Below are 15,714 nucleotides of genomic sequence, written 5' to 3' on the forward strand. Positions count from 1 at the left end.
TGCTGGGTGGTTATGGCTACACGCGGGAGTTCCCGGTGGAGCGGATGATGCGCGACGCCAAGATCACCCAGATTTACGAGGGGACCAACCAGATCCAGCGCATGGTCATGGCCCGCCAGCTCCTCAAATAGCCCACCCGGTCAGCGCAGCCGCCCGAGGTCGGCGCGGAGGCCCGCGACGTCGGTGAACAGCACCGACCGGATCCCCAGGGCCTCGGCGGCGCGCACGTTCTCCTCACGGTCGTCGACGAACACCATCTCGCCCGGAGTGGCGCCGAGCCGGTCGGTCAACCGGCCGAAGATCTCCGGGTCCGGTTTGGCCAGCCGCAGGTCGGCGCTGAAGAGCCGGTGCCGGAACAGCCGCGCCCAGGGCCGCCCGTCCACCGTGCGGGCCAGCTCGGCCGGCGCGTTCGACAGCAGGGCCAGCGGCGTCCCGGCCTCTGCCAGCTCCGTCAGCAGGCCGAGGGTGTCCCGGTTGACGTGCGTCCACGCGCGGACGTCCAGCGTCACCAGCACCTCGATCAGGCCGTCGTCGACCGGAACGTCGAGCCGCCCGCAGACCTGCCGCCAGAAGTCGCCGGCCGTCACCCCGCCCAGGTCATAGGGCGGGCGGTGCGCCCAGTACACGGGCCAGAACCGTTCCGCCGGGACGCCCGCCGTCTGCGGCAGCAGCGCGCCGGCCCGGTCGGGCGGGGACAGGCTGATGACACCCGCGTAGTCGAACACGATCCATTTCATGGCGACCCCTTCCGTCGTTGACTTTCTAACATAGATCTTGTTCGATCTACCACATGGATAGTTCACAACGGGTCGCCACGCTCATTGAACGGTTGCGGACCACCGAACACGTCACCGTGACCGAGCTGGCCGACGAGACCGGCGCGTCGGAGATGACGATCCGGCGCGACCTCGATCAGCTCGCCGAGCGGGGTGTGCTGCGGCGGGTGCGGGGCGGCGCGGTGAGCCTGCTGCTGCGCGGAGAGGCGATGCCCTTCGCCGTCCGCGAGCAGGAGGCCGCCGACGCCAAGGAGCGGATCGCCGCCGGAGTGAACGACCTGCTCACCGACGGGGAGGCCGTCATCCTGGACGGCGGCACGACCACGCTCACCGTCGCCCGCACGATCGCCGGGCGGCGGCTCACCGTCGTCCCCCTCGACATGCACGCGGCGAACGCGCTCAGCGGCGCCCCGCAGGTACGGCTGCTGGTCCCCGGCGGACGGACCACGCCCGGGGCGCTGGCGTTCACCGGGCCGCTCACCGAGGCGTCGCTGGCCTCGCTGCGCGTCGACACCGCCGTCCTCGGGGTGTGCGGGCTGTCGGCCGAGCACGGGCTCACCGCCCACGACCTCGACGAGGTCGTGGTCAAGCGGGCCGCGATCGCCTCCGCCCGGCGAGTCGTCGCCGTGTGCGACGGGGCCAAGTTCGGCCGCACCGGCCTCGGGCACGTCTGCCCCGTCACCACGCTCGACATGGTGGTCACCGACCGCTCCGCGCCCGGCACCGCGGTGTCCCGCCTCCGTGACGCCGGCGTGGACGTCCGCCTTGTCTGACCGATCACTGCGGGCCGGACGGCTGGCCACCTTCGTCTACTTCGGCCTGAACGGCTTCTTGCTGGGCATGTGGATCGTTCACATCCCCGGCATCGAGGAGCGGGCGGGGATCGGCCATGCCGTTCTCGGCTGGCTTCTGCTGCTGCTCGGCGCGGGAGCCGTCGCGGGAATGCAGATCACCGGGCCTCTCACCGACCGCGTCGGCGCCCGCATCGTCGTCCCGCTCAGCGCGGTGTTGTGCAGCGGCGCCCTGATCCTGCCGGGCCTGGCCGCGAACGCCTGGACGCTAGGGGTCGCCCTCCTGGTGCTCGGCATCGGCAACGGCTGCCTGGACGTCGCCATGAACGCCCACGCCGTCCAGGTCGAACGCGGCTACCGGCGGCCCGTCATGTCCGCCTTCCACGCCACGTTCTCCATCGGCGGGGTCCTCGCCGCGCTGGCCGGCGCCCGTACGCTCGGCTGGGGCTGGAGCCCGGCGGCGACCTTGGGCCTGTCGGCGCTCTCCGGTGTCGCCGTGGCCGTACTGGCCGCCCCGGCGCTGCTCCGGTCCGGCGGCGCCCGCCCCCGGGACACCGCCGCCCGTGGCCGGCCCGAAACGCCCCGGCGCATCTGGATGCTCGCCGTCCTCGCGCTGATGGTCATGCTGTGCGAGGGAGTGGCCAACGACTGGAGTGCGCTCCACCTGCGCGACGGCCTTGACGCGCCCGCCGCCACCGCCGCCCTCGCCTACGGGGCGTTCGCCACCGCCATGACCGCCGGCCGGCTGCTGGCCGACCGGGTGGCCGCGCGCTTCGGCCCGGTGGCCGTCCTCCGCTACGGTGCCGGCACGGCCGCGCTCGGCCTTGCGGTGGCGGCGCTGTCCCCCTGGGTCCCGATGGCCCTGGCCGGCTGGGCCGTGTCCGGGGCCGGGCTGTCCGGCTGCGTTCCCCAGCTCTTCAGCGCCGCGGGCCACCACGACCGGGGCGCCGTCGGCGCCAACGTCTCCCGCGTCGCCGGGCTCGGCTACCTCGGCATGCTCGCCGGCCCCGGCATCATCGGACCGCTGACCCACGCCATGCCGCTGAACCTCACGTTCTTCCTGCCCGTGGCACTGTGCGTCATCGCCGCTTCCATGGCGGGCGTCCTCCGCACCCCGACCACCGTCCCCGACGGCCCCCCGGCACCGGACGCGGCCGCCGGTACGGCAGGCGCTCGCCGGGGTGGCGGTCGGGGGTGACCGCCACCCACCGGACGGAATTCAGGAGTGGGAGACGGTGAGCATGACTTTGCCGTCCTTGGTCATGTGCGGGCGGAGCGTGAGGCCGTTGAAGTTCGCGCTCGTGTTGGGACCGTTCGCGTACACCGTGGTCTTGGCCTCCGAGTTGGCGGTGCGGATGGTGAAGGTCACGAGGGTGCCGTCGACGTCGACCTTGATCGGCTTCATCCCGTACTTCTCGTCGAGAACGATCTCCTGGCCGTCGGTGATCTCGATCTCGCAATCGGCGTCGCGGCATTCCTCCAGGGCGGCGTCGTCCTTGCCGGGCGAAGGCGTGGCGGACGGGGACGCCGGCGGCGACGCGGCCGGTGCGGTGGACGGCGACGCGGCCGGTGAAGGGACGGCGTCGGACGTGGGCGGAGACGGTGGTGGTGCGGCGAGCGCGGCGGTGATGCCGCCGGCGAGTGTCAGCGTGGCGGCGGTCGTGGTGAGCAGGGCGAGAATCCTTGTCGACATCCTGTGACTCCTGACAGGTGACTACTCTCGGTCACCTGACTTGTTACCCACCGTGTTCGATCAAGAACGTGCGAGGTCAGGAGGGCGGGCGCTCGTCGACGAGGAGGGTCTGCATCGCGCGGCCGAACTCGCCGGACATGTCGGCGAGCGTCGCGTCGCACAGGGCGCTGCCGCCGGGGCTCGCGTCGAGGGACGCGGCCATGCACAGCCAGTCGCCGACGGGGTCGCGGTGCAGCGCGACGGTCACGTCCGTGTTGATGATCAGCCACTTGGCGAGGTCGAGCTGGCTGCCGATGCCGGACGCGCTGTCGGCCAGCGTCAGGGCGCGCACCAGCGGCGTGTCGGGCTCGCCGGGGATCAGGGGGATGCGGGGGCGTGCCCAGGTCGTGCCCGGGCCCGGTCGGCCGAAGGCGCCGTGGACGAGGCGCCACTCCATCGCGGAGAGGTAGCCGCCGGTGTGGACGCCCGGCCACTCCGGGAACGGCGGAGTCGTGTCGGGGAGGGGCGGCGGAGGGGGCGCGTGGACGACGGATTCCAGGTGGGACGGCGCCTCCATGATCCGCCAGGCGGTGGCGCGGACGACGGGACGGTCCTCGTGGGTCATCTCCGCTTCGAGGAGCGTGATCCGCTTGCCGGGGCGGATGACGCGGACGGCGATGGCCAGCGTCGCCACGGGGACGGGGCCGAGGAGCTCGACCGTGACCCGCGCGATCCGGGTGCCGGGGACGGGGTCGTGCCGTTCGAAGGCCCGTCCGATCAGGCCCGAGACCGGACCGCCGTGCTGGAAACCCGGTGACCACGGTCCCGCCGTGGCGGCGGTGCCGGCGAACCGCCCGTCGCCGAGCGGCTCGTAGAACGAGCCGGCGGGCGCGCTGGACTCGGTCATGCGGCTCCCTCCCAATCTAGAATGCCATTCTAGACATGGTCAGCCGCAGAGCTTCTGCGTGGCGGTGTCGGTGTCGATGCCCGACCGGGGCGACGGCGACGCGCTAGGCGACGCCACCTCGACCTTCTCCACGCCGTCCCAGTTCGCGCCGACCATGACCTGCACCTTCGACCCGAGCGAGGTCACCTTCCTCAGCTTGGCGTCCGGGATCGCGGCGGCCAGGGTCTTGGCGGAGTCCGCGCCGTCCGGCCCGTACTGGATCTGGGTCTTCTGGAGGCCGCGGCGCGCCACGCCCGGCGCGACGGTCACGTCGAAGCCGAGCCCGGTCAGCTGCTTGCCGGCCGTCGTCGCGAGGCCCGGCGTGCCGATCGCGTTCAGGACGCGGACCGAGATGTCGTCCGGCGGCACCGTCAGCTCGTTCTCGGGCTTCTGGCTCGGGGTGGCGCTCGGCTTCCCGGCCCGCTCCGCCAGCGGCTCGTCCTTCCGGATCTTGGTGAACAGGTCGCGCGCCCTGCCCTGGTCCCACTGGACGGTCGACTGCGGCGTCGGCGAGTTCCACAGGACGGCCTGGTGGTCGGGGTTCGCCAGCGGGACCTTCGCGAACGTCAGGTCGTCGGTCGACAGGTCCTTCATCTGGTCGGCGAGTTCCGGCAGGTTGTCGGCGAGTTCGGGATCGACGCGCAGCGACTTCAGCGCCGCGTTCAAAAACTTCGTCGACTTGACGGGGTCGCCGAGCGTCTTCGTCGACAGCGCCTGCTTCAGCATCGACGCCATGAACTGCTGCTGCCGGTCAATGCGCCCGAGGTCGCTGCCGCCCGTCAGCGAGTAGCGGGCACGGGCGAACGCCAGGGCCTTCATCCCGTCCACGTGGGACGTGCCGGCCGGGAGCCGCAGCCCGCTCTTGACGTCGTCGACCGGCTCCTCGGTGCACACGTCCACGCCGCCGAGCGCGTTCACCATGTGCACGAACCCGTAGAAGTTCACCTCGACGTAGTGGTCGATCGACAGGCCCGTCGCCCGTTTGATCGTGCTGACCGTGAGGTCGGGCCCGCCGAACTGGTACGCCCAGGTCAGCTTGCCCGGACGGGACGGCACCCGCGACCCCTTCGCGCCCTCCGACCCGTTCGACTCGTGCGCCGGGATCGTGACGTGGGAGTCGCGCGGCAGGTTCACGATCGACACGCGGTCGTGGTCGCGGGACACGTGCACCAGCAGCATCGTGTCCGAGCGCTCGCCCTCCTGATGCCCGAGCCTGGCGGCCTTCTGCTGCGCCTTCGTCAGCCCGTCGCGGCGGTCGACCCCCGCCACCAGGATCGTCATCGCGCCCTTCGGCCCGTCGCCCTTGCCGAGGCCGCCGACCGACACCTTGTCGATCATGCCGGTCACATAGTTCTGGAACGCCCACGCGCCGCCCGAGGTGAGCAGCACGAACGCCGACATCGTCCCGGTCACCATCAGGAACCGCTTCTGCCGCCGCGCGCTCATCGCCGCCCGCGGGCTCAGCCCCCGGCCGGGACGGCGGGGGCCGCGCGGGCTCTCCACCGGTACCCGGGGCGCCGGCATCCCGTCGACGGTGACGCCCTCGATGTCGCCCTCGCCGCCGTCGCCCGCCACCGCGTGGGAGCCCGGACGGGGCCGGAAGTAACGCTCCAGCGGATCGGCCTCCGGTCCGCCGGTGTCGCCGCGACCTGAGTCGTGCCCGTCTGCCATGCCGGCCGCCGCCTCCCGAGGACGTCGTTCTGACGCGAGTCCACACCACTCTAAAGTGGGGAACACCCGTCCGTTCGCTACCTGGACCTCGTGTCCTTGGAGTAACGTGGCGCCGTCTCGACCACACCCCGGCGGCCCGCACGCGAACTGGGTGGCGTGGGCTGCGTCAGACAAGCGAGCAAGAGAGGATTGGGGCGCCTCACTCCGGTCATCGGCCGGAGGGCGCCCGCGAGCCCACCATGAATTCGTCTCCCCATGTCCAGCGCGCCACGAACCAGGAAACCCAGTACGCCGTGAAGCCCCGCTCCGACTCCGGTGAACGCACCTGGCCCGCCGTGTCGGTGGTGATGCCGGTCCTCAACGAGCAGCGCCATCTGACGGACGCCGTGCGAGGCATCCTCACCCAGGACTACCCGGGCGAGCTCGAACTCGTGCTCGCCATCGGCCCGTCCCGCGACGGCACCGAGGAGATCGCCCGCAGGCTCGCCACCGAGGACCCGCGCGTCCTGGTCGTCGCGAACCCGACCGGACGCACCCCGCAGGGCCTCAACATCGCGATCAAGGCATCGCAGTACTCGATCATCGTCCGGGTGGACGGGCACTCGCTGCTGCCGGACGACTATGTCCGCGCCGCCGTCGAGACGATGGAGGAGACCGGCGCCGACAACGTCGGCGGGATCATGGCGGCGGAGGGCGTCACCCCGTTCGAGAAGGCCGTGGCGCGCGCGATGACGTCCAAGCTCGGCGTCGGCAACGCCCGCTTTCACACCGGCGGAGAGGCGGGCGAGGTCGAGACCGTCTACCTCGGGACGTTCCGCCGCAGCGCGCTCGACCGCGTCGGCGGCTACGACGAGACGTTCGTCCGCGCGCAGGACTGGGAGATGAACCACCGCATCCGGGAGACCGGCGGCCGGATCTTCTTCACCCCGCGGATGCGGGTCACCTACCGCCCGCGCCCCAACCTGCGGGCCCTCGCCAAGCAGTACTTCCACACCGGCCGCTGGCGGCGCGTCGTCGGACGCGAGCACCAGGGCACCCTCAACCTGCGCTATCTCGCGCCGCCGATCGCCGTGGTCGCGATGACCGCGGGCGCGGTCGCGGGGGCGTTCGGGTTCTGGCCCGGCTGGCTGCTGCCCGGCGGGTACGCGGCCGCGATGATCGCGGGCGCCGCCTTGGAGGGACGGGGGCTGCCGGTGTCGGCCTGGGTGCGGCTCCCGCTCGTCTTCGCCACCATGCATCTGACCTGGGGCGTCGGTTTCCTCACCAGCCCGCCGAGGCTCGGCCAGCCCACTCCGGTCAAACCCGGCCAGTCCGTCCACTGACGGACGAAAACACAAAACCACCTGCAAACCTCCTGCCATCCCGCGGATGTGTCAGGGTTGGGTTGGGCGCGATCCCTCGCCGCCCGACGGTTTGGAGGTGGCCATGTCCAACGGAGCACGCCATGGGCTCGGTGTGCTGATCGGTGTGGTCGTGACGCCGATCATCGCCGTGTGCCTGATGTACGGGACGATGAAGCTGGGCCGGCTCACCCGGACTCTCGACCTCGCAGGGAGCGATCGGTGGGTCGGCGGCGCCGTCCTGCTGGTCGCGGCCGTGCTCATCGGCCTGGTGGCGGGATCGCGGGTGTCCCCGCTCGCCTCACTGGTGCCCGGTTTCGTCTTCGGGGTCGCAGGCGTCCTCTGGCTCGCCGCGCCACGCTGGACGCTGACGAACACCGGACGTGACCTGCTCCCCAGGGACCTGTGGTTCGGCTACACGCTGCTCGGCCCCTACGGCATCTTCCTGGTGCTCGGCATCGGGCTCACCGTGGCGTCGGTGGCGCCGTCGCGGTGGAAGGCCCGGACCGCCGCCGGGGCCGCGCCCCGCTTCGGCGGGCCGCCGCCCGCGCCGATGGGCCCGCCTCCGATGCACGGCGCCCAGGCGCCCATGGGGGCGCACCACGCGCCGCAGGGTCCTCCCGCACCGGGACAGAACCCGCCGTGGCAGGGCGGCGCACCCCAGTACGGGCAGCCGCCCGCCCAGCCGGGTGCCTCCAACCCGCCTCCGATGCCCGCCGCCCCTCCCGCGTCGCCGCCCGCCGACGACCAGCCCAGGTCGCCGTCCCGGAGCGACCCGGACGAGGACAACCCGGGCGAGTGGACCCAGATGTACGGCGGCAACCGCCCGACGTGATCGGGCCGTGGTCAGAGCGCGGCGAGGACGCCGGGAATGTCGTTGACGACCATCGCGTCGAAACCGGCGGCCGCGTAGGCCGGTGCCGTCTCCGCGGTGGGGCACCAGACGACGACCTCAAGGCCCGCCTTGTGCGCGACGTTCACATAGTGCGCCAGCGGGTGCAGCCGCGTGTCGGGGTGGTCGAGGCCGCACGAGCCGGTGTGCACCGCGACCACGTCCATCCCGAGGCCCGCCGCGGCCGGGACGGCGTTCCACAGCGGGAACCGCAGCCACGTGAGCAGGCCCAGCGGGACGCCGGGCAGCTCGTCCTTCAGGAACGTCAGCAGTGACGGGTCGAACGAGGTGACGAGCAGCCGCCGCCGCCGGGCCTCGCGCCTCAGCATCGGAAGCAGCAGCGCGCCGGTGCGGCGGGACGGGGCGTCCACCGCGTCCTCCAGGACGGTCTTGACGTCCACGTCCACCGCGACGTCCGGTGGCAGCGCGTCGAAGATCTCCGTGAGGCGGGGCAGCCCGCCGGCCGTGGCGGGCAGGTCGACGACGTAGTCCCCGTCCGGGGTGGTCGGATCGTGCCGCAGGACGAGGTCGTCGTCGGCGGTGCGCGTCACGTCGATCTCGACCCACGACGTCCCCGGGGCGTGTCGGCAGGCGTCGACGGCGGCGAGCAGCGACGGAAGCGTGTTCTCGGCCACGGGCGTCTCGGAGCCGGGCGGCGTCGGATCGCCCGAGCCGTAGCCGCGATGGCCGATGATCGCGGGGGCGCTGTCGAAGATCGGGGTCCGCGCAGAGATCAAGGGGTGTCTCCGGTGGCGAGGTGTTCGGCGACGACGACGTCGAGGGGCTGGGTGACCTTGAGGTTGCGTTCGCTGCCCGCGACCACCCGGATCGGGACGTCCGGCAGGTAGCGGTGGACGATGCCGCAGTCGTCGGTGGCGCGCAGCCCCGGGTCGGCGAGGGCCAGCTCGTACGCCTTGCGGATCGTGCCGAGCCGGAACCCCTGCGGGGTCTGGAACCGGATCATCGTCTCGCGCGGCGGCATGGACACGACCATGCCGTCCTCGACGACGACCATCGTGTCGGACGCGGGCAGCCCGGCCGCGACGGCCTCGTGGGCGTCCAGCGCGTCCAGGACGCGGTCGATGACCGGGCGGTCCACGAAGGGACGGGCCGCGTCGTGGAACAGCACCCGGACGTCGTCGGGACGCCCGGACAGGGTGCGCAGCGCGGCGACCGTGGAGGCGGTGCGCGTGTCGCCGCCCTCGATCACGGCGGCCGTCTTGCCGAACGGCGCGGCGACCGCGGCGGCCTCCCGCAGATGCCCGGCCGCCATCACGACCACCACCTCGCCGATGCCCGGATGCGCGTCGAACGCGTCGATCGCGTGCGCCAGGATCGGGCGCCCGCCGACGTCGATGAGCTGCTTCGGGCGTCCGGCGCCCATGCGTTCGCCGACCCCGCCCGCCAGCACCACCGCAACGGTCCGCGTCGCCATCTCTCCCTCGGTTATCCACGACACCCGGTCATCGGGCCACTACGCTGTGCATCTGCACATGATGTTCCGACCGGCCGGAGGCCCCGATGGATCAGGCGCTCCGGAGCGACCGTCCGGCCACGCTCAACGTACCGGACCACCCCGCGGTCATCCGGCCGGACCGAGAGGCGGTCGAAGCCGTGGACGACGACGGGCTCATCGGCGCCCGCGTGGTGCGCCCGTGCTCGCCGCCCGTCGCCCGGTGGGCGGCCCGGTGGGGGCTCACGCCGGGCGCCGTGTCGGCGATCGCCCTGGCCGCCGCGGCGCTCGCCGCCGTGTGGTTCTCCGCCGGGACGCGCGGCGGGCTGGTCACCGGGGCACTGCTGCTGTGCGTCTCGCTCGTCCTCGGCCATGCGGGCCGGGGCGGCGCCGACGGCGTGCGCGGCGGTCGGGCCGGCCCGTCCGGCGGGCGGCCGGCCGCCGTCCTCGGCCGGTTCGAGGAGTACGCGGTGTACGCGGGGCTGGCCGCCGGAGCCGCGGCGTCCGGCGGGGACCTGTGGTGGGCGGCGATGGGCGCGGTCGCGCTGCTGTCCGTCCGGCACACGATCGAGGCGTCGTTCGCCGCGAGCCGGACCCGGCCGCCCCGGTCGTCCCGGCCACCCCGGTCGTCCCGCTGGGACACCACCCTGCGGCGGGCCCGCAACAGCCTCGGGCTGCCGCACGGCGAGCGGTTCGCGCTGATCTCGGTCACCGCCGCGTTCGCCGGCGCCCGGCTGACGTTCGCCGTGCTCCTCGCATGGGGTTCCGCCGCCACCGCCGTCACCCTGACCGAACGATCGAGGAGGTCGATCACATGACGGCCACGACCGTGGGGGCCTGCACCGTGCGGGCCTACCGCGACGACGGTCCCGCGTGCCGCGCGCTCGGCCGGATGGCGCGGGGACGGCTCCCGCCGCTGCCCGCCACCGTCGCCGCGGCGGCCGCGACGGCCGTCCTGCTGTCACCGCGGGGCGACGGCGGCCCGGCGCCGGCGCTGTTCGCCCCGGTCATCGTCCTGCTCCTCGCCGGACCCGCGTCCACGCACCCCCACACCGGACGGCTGGACTGGCTCGTACCGCCTATATCGCGCGGGATCGAGTATGGTTACCTCGCCGTGCTGGGGTTCGCGCAGGCGGTTTCGGCGCCGCTCGTCTACGTGCTGATCGCGGTTCTCGCGCTCCACCACTACGACATCGTGCACCGCACCCGCCACGGGTCCCGGCCACAGGAGTGGGTCCTGCGCGCCGGGCTCGGCTGGGAGGGCCGGATGCTGTTCGCGGCCGTCGCGGGCCTTTCCGGTCTGCTTCCGTTCGCGTACGCCGCACTGGCCGCCTACCTTGGCGTGTTGTTCGGCGGCGAGAGCGTCGCCACGTGGGTGCGCAACAGCCGCGGCAGCGGCGTGATGGTCGACCTGAAGGAAGAGGAAGCATGATCGGCATGGTGCTGGCGGCGGGGGCGGGCAGGAGGCTGCGGCCCTACACCGACACGCTCCCCAAGGCCCTGGTCCCCGTGAACGGGGAGACCACCATCCTCGACATCGCCCTGGGCAACCTCGCCGGGGTCGGCCTGACCGACGTCGTCATCGTCGTCGGCTACCGCGCGGGCGCCGTCGAGGAGCGCGAGGCCGCACTTGAGGAGCGGTACGGCGTGAACATCACGCTGGTTCACAACGACAAGGCCGAGGAGTGGAACAACGCCTACTCCATGTGGCTGGCTCGCGAACACTTCTCCAAGGGCGTCCTCATGGTCAACGGCGACACGGTCCATCCGGTGAGCGTCGAGAAGACCCTATTGGCGAACCGCGGACCGGACATCCTCCTGGCGGTGGACGACGTGAAAACTCTCGCTGACGAGGAGATGAAGGTCATCCTCGACGGCGAGGGCCACCTGAAGACCATCACCAAGCTGATGGACCCGTCCACCGCGAACGGCGAGTACATCGGCGCCACCCTGATCGAACCCGCCGCCGCCGGAGCGCTGGCCGACGCCCTCAAGGCCACCTGGGAACGCGACCCCGACCTCTATTACGAGGACGGCTACCAGGAGCACGTGAACCGGGGAGGTCGCATCGGCGCCGCCGCCATCGGCGAGGTCGACTGGGTCGAGGTCGACGACCACGACGACCTGGAGAAGGCCCGGCGGATCGCCAAGGGCTACTAGGCCGCCGCCGGCCACTGACAGCGCGGACGACGAGGAGGCTCATGCCCCTGCTGACGCGGATGCTGAACGCGCCGCTCTCCATCGATGTGTGGCGCGGCGCCGTCGCCGCGCTCGGCGACCTGCTCGCCGACAAGCGGATCGCCACCGAGGGACGGGTGGCGATCGCGGTCGGTCCCGGCCAGGGCGACCAGATCGCCGAGCAGGTCCGGCCGTCCCTGTCGGCCTGCGAGGTGTACCGGGTCGCGGGCGGCACCGTGGACGCGGCCGTCGAACTCGCCGCCAAGCTGCGCGCCGGGTCGTACGAGGCCGTCGTCGGCATCGGCGGCGGCCGGACGATCGACGCCACCAAGTACGCGGCGACGCTGTCGGGCATCCCGATGGTGTCGGTCGCCACGAACCTGTCCCACGACGGGATCTGCTCGCCGGTCGCCTCGCTCACCCACGAGAACGGCAAGGGCTCGTTCGGCGTCGTGATGCCGCTGGCGATGGTCGTCGACCTCGACTACGTGCACGCCGCGCCGCCGCGGCTCGTCCGCGCCGGGGTGGGGGACGTGCTGAGCAACTTCTCCGCCGTGGACGACTGGCTGCTCGCCGCGCAGGAGTGCGGGGAGCGCGTCGACACGATGGCGCTCACCGTCGCCCGGACCGCCGCGGAGGCGCTGCTGCACCAGCCGGAGTCGATCGAGTCCGACAGGTTCCTGACCGTGCTGGCCGAGAGCCTGGTGCTGTCGGGGATGTCGATGGCCTTCGCGGGTGACTCCCGCCCCGCCAGCGGCGGCGAGCACGAGATCCTGCACGCCATCGACCAGCTCTACCCGGACACCGCCCACCACGGCGAGCTGGCGGGGCTCGGCACCGCGTTCTGCTACCACCTGCGGGCCACCCGCCTCGGGCAGGGCGCCGGCCGCCTGGAGGAGATCCTCACGTGCCTCGGCCGGCACGACCTGCCCCGCCTGCCCGCCGACGTCGGGCTGTCGGTCGAGCAGTTCGCCGACGCCGTCCTGTACGCCCCGCGGACCCGGCCCGGCCGCTATACGATCTTGGAATACCTCGGCCTCGACAAGGGTGAGACCCTCAAGGCGGTGGAACAGTATGTCCAGGCCCATGGAGGCTGAGCTCCCCGGGCGGAGCGGATCCCCCGAGCCCCCCGGCGACGAGCGGCCGGACCGCAAAGGCGCCGGCGTCGCCGACGTCCGGCGGTACGGCCAGCCGCCCGGGCTGAAGGACCGGCGCAACGAGGAACACTGGGCCGGCCGCCTCTACATGCGGGACCTGTCCCCGTACTTCGCCTGGATCGCGCTGCGTCTCGGGTTCAGCCCCAACCAGCTCACCTACCTGATGATGGCGAGCGGCGTCCTCGCCGGCGTCGTGGTGTCGCTGCCCGCGTCCGGTACCGGCGCGCTGTGGACGGCGCTCGGCGGCGCCGTGCTCATCCAGGTCTACCTCCTGCTCGACTGCGTGGACGGCGAGGTCGCCCGCTACCTGCGGCAGACGTCGGTGGCCGGGGTGTTCCTCGACCGGATCGGCCACTACCTGTCGGAGGTCGCCCTCCTCATCGGCCTGGGCTTCGCCGCCCAGGGAGGTTGGGAGAACGGCGGCTGGGTCGAGCTCGGCCTCGTCGCCGCGCTCGGCGCCGCGCTGATCAAGGCGGAGACCGACAACGTCGTGGTCGCGCGGGCCAAGTCGGGCCTGCCCGCCGACCCCTCCGGCGGCGACCGCGCGCTGCGTCCCCGCTCCACCCGGATCGCGCTCGCCCGGCAGGCGGCGTCCATGCTGCGCTTCCACCGCATCATCGGCGCGGTCGAGCTGTCGCTGCTGATCCTCGCGGCCGCGGTGGTCGACACCGTCTTCGGCACCGAGACGCCGGCCGCGACCCGCGTCCTCATGGCCGCGGTCGCCGCCGTCGCGGTCGTCCAGACGCTGCTGCACCTGGTCAGCATCCTCGCCTCCCGGAGGCTGAAGTGACCTCCAGCCTGGACGAGGAAGCCGTGGACCCGCGAGAACAGTCCTCCCGCGCGGACGGTGGCGTCGCGCTCAGCGTCGTTGTCCTGACGATGGGCAACCGCCCGGCGGAACTGGCCCGCGCGGTCCGCAGCGCCTTCGAGCAGGAGCACGTCGGCGTCGAGGTCGTGCTCGTCGGCAACGGCGTCGCGGGCGACTGGCGGCCGGGCGACGACCCCGTCTTCGACGACGAGCGCGTCACCCTCCTCCGCCTGCCGAACAACGTCGGGATCCCCGCCGGCCGCAACCGCGGCGTGGCGGCGTCCTGCGGCGACGTCATCCTCTTCCTGGACGACGACGGCTGGTACCGCTCCACCCGCCTCGGCGCGCACCTGCGTGACAGGTTCACCGCCGAACCGGACCTCGGCGTCATCTCGTTCCGCGTCCGCGACCCCGAGGGCGGACGCGGCGAACGCCGCCACGTCCCGCGGCTGCGCGCCGGCGACCCCGAACGCTCCTCCGCGGTCACGACGTTCCTCGGCGGCGCCTGCGCCGTCCGCCGCGCCGCGTTCGACGCGGGCGGCGGCCTCCCCGAGGATTTCTTCTACGCCCACGAGGAGACCGACCTCGCCTGGCAGATCCTCAACGCCGGCTACCGCATCGTTTACGACGCGGCCGCGGTCATGTTCCACCCCGCCGTCCTGCCCACCCGGCACGACATGTTCTACCGCTACAACGCCCGCAACCGCGTGTGGCTGGCCCGCCGCAACCTTCCGTGGCCGCTCGCCCTCACCTACCTCGGCGTGTGGGTCGCCATGACCGTGCTCCGCGAGCGCAGGCCGAGCGCCCTCAAACCGTGGTTCAAGGGCTTCGCGGAAGGATGGCGCAAGCCCGCCGGTCCCCGCCGGCCCATCTCGTGGCGCACCGCCTGGCGCATGACGCGGACCGGCCGCCCCCCGATCATCTAGGCCCCGCCGTCATCTGGGCATCGTCACGGTGGCGAGGATGAGATGCGCCAGTTCGGCGGTGATGTCGTCGAGGGGGATGTCCTGGTCGCGGGCGGACCAGTGGTGGACGAGGTTGTTGACGGCGCCGATGACGGCGATCATGGTGAGGTGGTAGTCGCGGTCGATGGCCTCGCCGCGCTCGACGGCCTCGCGGGCCATCGCGACGAGGGACTCCTCCCACCGGGCCCGCCAGCGCAGCCGGTGCCGCTCCAGGCCGGCGCTCACCCCGATGACCTCGACGAACGCGATGCGGGCCCAGCGGGGGTCGCTGGCGGTGACGGCGACGAACGCGCGTACGGCGCGTTCGACGCGGGTCGGCAGGTCGGCCTCCGCGGCCTCGGCGTAGGCGGCGGCGAGGGCCTGCGCGGCGCGCTCGTTGATGTCGTGGTGCAGCGCGACGAGCAGTTCCTCGCGTCCGGAGAACTCCTCGTAGAAGTTGCGGGTCGACACGCTCGCCGTCGCGCACAGCCGTTCGATGGACGTGGCCGCGTAGCCGCGTGTGCCGAACAGTTCGAGGCCGGCGGCCAGCAGGCGCCCCCGTCGTTCGGCGCGGCGCTCCTCGGCCGTGCGGCCGCCGTAGCTGCGCCTGGGCGCGGGATTTCGGCCGGTCATCGCTCTCCGTCCACCCGTGCGAATGGGGCAGCGTCAGCCTAACCCGCGCGCCCGGGCACTTTTCACGCCCCGCGGGACGCCGCCTCCCTCAGCTGGGCGGACGCGTCCTCGGTGACCGGGGCGTCGGCGCGGTGGGCGAGCACCTCGACGTCGCCCCAGGCGGTGACGTCGGCGGCGGAGCCGACGTGGTCCTCGTGGAAGTGGGTGAGGACGAGGCGGCGCAGCTCTCCGGGGTCGCGGCCCAGGGAGCGGATGGCTTCGGCGATCAGGTCCGCCGATCCGGGGAGGCCGCTGTCGATCAGCGTCAGACCTTCGGGGGCGTCCCAGAGGTAGGCGTGCCCGACGGGGAAGCGCAGATGGTGGAGGCGCGGGGGCAGGCGCATGATGTCCATGCGGCCGACGTTAGGCACGGACGCGGGAGGAACCCATGGATATCCGCCCTCGGCGGATCAG

19 protein-coding genes are annotated in these 15,714 nt (G+C 72.7%); 11 read left to right on the top strand and 8 right to left on the bottom strand.

Features of this window, described 5'->3' with window-relative positions:
- A partial coding sequence (locus tag ACTWPP_RS00005; protein ID WP_443102696.1) for an acyl-CoA dehydrogenase family protein occupies window positions 1-131 on the top strand: 131 nt, incomplete at its 5' end.
- Between the two features lie 9 nt (window positions 132-140).
- On the opposite strand, the gene ACTWPP_RS00010 is transcribed toward ACTWPP_RS00005, so the two are convergent.
- Entirely contained in the window at window positions 141-737 is a 597-nt protein-coding gene (locus ACTWPP_RS00010; RefSeq protein ID WP_443101909.1) for an HAD family hydrolase, read from the bottom strand.
- Window positions 738-790: 53 nt separating this feature from the next.
- Here ACTWPP_RS00010 and ACTWPP_RS00015 point away from each other — a divergent pair, with 53 nt between their 5' ends.
- Both ACTWPP_RS00015 and ACTWPP_RS00020 read left to right on the top strand, forming a co-directional pair.
- The gene (locus ACTWPP_RS00015; protein ID WP_443101910.1) at window positions 791-1,549 is read left to right on the top strand and encodes a DeoR/GlpR family DNA-binding transcription regulator; all 759 of its coding nucleotides are present in this window, start codon (window positions 791-793) and stop codon (window positions 1,547-1,549) included.
- Window positions 1,542-2,765 (top strand): MFS transporter, encoded by a 1,224-nt coding sequence (locus tag ACTWPP_RS00020; protein WP_443101911.1) that lies wholly within the window; start codon window positions 1,542-1,544, stop codon window positions 2,763-2,765. Before ACTWPP_RS00015 ends, ACTWPP_RS00020 begins: the two co-directional genes overlap by 8 nt.
- Before the next feature lie 21 nt (window positions 2,766-2,786).
- Here the strand turns inward: ACTWPP_RS00020 and ACTWPP_RS00025 are convergent, their stop codons facing one another.
- The 3 genes from ACTWPP_RS00025 to ACTWPP_RS00035 all read right to left on the bottom strand — a co-directional run bounded on the left by ACTWPP_RS00025 (window position 2,787) and on the right by ACTWPP_RS00035 (window position 5,856).
- Window positions 2,787-3,260 (bottom strand): hypothetical protein, encoded by a 474-nt coding sequence (locus ACTWPP_RS00025; RefSeq protein WP_443101912.1) that lies wholly within the window; start codon window positions 3,258-3,260, stop codon window positions 2,787-2,789.
- A 76-nt stretch (window positions 3,261-3,336) separates the two neighbouring features.
- Window positions 3,337-4,146, bottom strand: a complete 810-nt coding sequence (locus ACTWPP_RS00030) for a thioesterase family protein (protein ID WP_443101913.1) — start codon at window positions 4,144-4,146, stop codon at window positions 3,337-3,339.
- Between the two features lie 39 nt (window positions 4,147-4,185).
- Window positions 4,186-5,856, bottom strand: a complete 1,671-nt coding sequence (locus ACTWPP_RS00035; RefSeq protein WP_443101914.1) for an LCP family protein — start codon at window positions 5,854-5,856, stop codon at window positions 4,186-4,188.
- Between the two features lie 239 nt (window positions 5,857-6,095).
- Between ACTWPP_RS00035 and ACTWPP_RS00040 the strand changes: the two genes are divergently transcribed.
- Together ACTWPP_RS00040 and ACTWPP_RS00045 are read left to right on the top strand one after the other, a co-directional pair.
- The gene (locus tag ACTWPP_RS00040) at window positions 6,096-7,178 is read left to right on the top strand and encodes a glycosyltransferase family 2 protein (RefSeq protein WP_443101915.1); all 1,083 of its coding nucleotides are present in this window, start codon (window positions 6,096-6,098) and stop codon (window positions 7,176-7,178) included.
- A gap of 103 nt (window positions 7,179-7,281) precedes the next feature.
- Window positions 7,282-8,031: a hypothetical protein gene (locus tag ACTWPP_RS00045; protein ID WP_443101916.1), complete on the top strand. Its 750-nt coding sequence runs from the start codon at window positions 7,282-7,284 to the stop codon at window positions 8,029-8,031.
- An 11-nt stretch (window positions 8,032-8,042) separates the two neighbouring features.
- Here ACTWPP_RS00045 and ACTWPP_RS00050 read toward each other — a convergent pair whose 3' ends face one another.
- Window positions 8,043-8,825 carry a glycerophosphodiester phosphodiesterase gene (locus ACTWPP_RS00050; RefSeq protein WP_443101917.1) on the bottom strand — a complete coding sequence of 261 codons (783 nt, stop codon included), beginning with the start codon at window positions 8,823-8,825 and terminating at the stop codon, window positions 8,043-8,045.
- On the bottom strand, window positions 8,822-9,523 hold the full coding sequence (gene ispD / locus ACTWPP_RS00055) for a 2-C-methyl-D-erythritol 4-phosphate cytidylyltransferase (RefSeq protein WP_443101918.1): 702 nt from the start codon (window positions 9,521-9,523) through the stop codon (window positions 8,822-8,824). Before ispD ends, ACTWPP_RS00050 begins: the two co-directional genes overlap by 4 nt.
- A gap of 86 nt (window positions 9,524-9,609) precedes the next feature.
- On the opposite strand from ispD, the gene ACTWPP_RS00060 reads away from it, so the two are divergent.
- From ACTWPP_RS00060 to ACTWPP_RS00085, 6 genes are all read left to right on the top strand, one after another.
- Window positions 9,610-10,359, top strand: coding sequence for a hypothetical protein (locus ACTWPP_RS00060; protein ID WP_443101919.1), 750 nt, complete (start codon window positions 9,610-9,612; stop codon window positions 10,357-10,359).
- Window positions 10,356-10,973: a DUF5941 domain-containing protein gene (locus ACTWPP_RS00065; protein ID WP_443101920.1), complete on the top strand. Its 618-nt coding sequence runs from the start codon at window positions 10,356-10,358 to the stop codon at window positions 10,971-10,973. The genes ACTWPP_RS00060 and ACTWPP_RS00065 overlap by 4 nt, the downstream gene beginning before the upstream one ends.
- A complete protein-coding gene (locus ACTWPP_RS00070) occupies window positions 10,970-11,701 on the top strand; it encodes a phosphocholine cytidylyltransferase family protein (protein ID WP_443101921.1) in 732 nt (243 codons plus the stop codon). The genes ACTWPP_RS00065 and ACTWPP_RS00070 overlap by 4 nt, the downstream gene beginning before the upstream one ends.
- A 41-nt stretch (window positions 11,702-11,742) precedes the next feature.
- Window positions 11,743-12,816, top strand: coding sequence for an iron-containing alcohol dehydrogenase family protein (locus ACTWPP_RS00075; protein ID WP_443101922.1), 1,074 nt, complete (start codon window positions 11,743-11,745; stop codon window positions 12,814-12,816).
- On the top strand, window positions 12,806-13,666 hold the full coding sequence (locus tag ACTWPP_RS00080; protein ID WP_443101923.1) for a CDP-alcohol phosphatidyltransferase family protein: 861 nt from the start codon (window positions 12,806-12,808) through the stop codon (window positions 13,664-13,666). Before ACTWPP_RS00075 ends, ACTWPP_RS00080 begins: the two co-directional genes overlap by 11 nt.
- A gap of 89 nt (window positions 13,667-13,755) precedes the next feature.
- Entirely contained in the window at window positions 13,756-14,610 is an 855-nt protein-coding gene (locus ACTWPP_RS00085; RefSeq protein ID WP_443102697.1) for a glycosyltransferase family 2 protein, read from the top strand.
- Between the two features lie 9 nt (window positions 14,611-14,619).
- On the opposite strand, the gene ACTWPP_RS00090 is transcribed toward ACTWPP_RS00085, so the two are convergent.
- Entirely contained in the window at window positions 14,620-15,261 is a 642-nt protein-coding gene (locus ACTWPP_RS00090; protein WP_443101924.1) for a TetR/AcrR family transcriptional regulator, read from the bottom strand.
- A gap of 62 nt (window positions 15,262-15,323) precedes the next feature.
- Window positions 15,324-15,653, bottom strand: coding sequence for an MBL fold metallo-hydrolase (locus tag ACTWPP_RS00095; protein WP_443101925.1), 330 nt, complete (start codon window positions 15,651-15,653; stop codon window positions 15,324-15,326).
- Window positions 15,654-15,714: the final 61 nt, after the last annotated feature.

The sequence above is a fragment of the Actinomadura sp. 3N407 genome (assembly GCF_052245875.1).
In the GTDB taxonomy this organism is placed as follows: Bacteria; Actinomycetota; Actinomycetes; order Streptosporangiales; family Streptosporangiaceae; genus Spirillospora.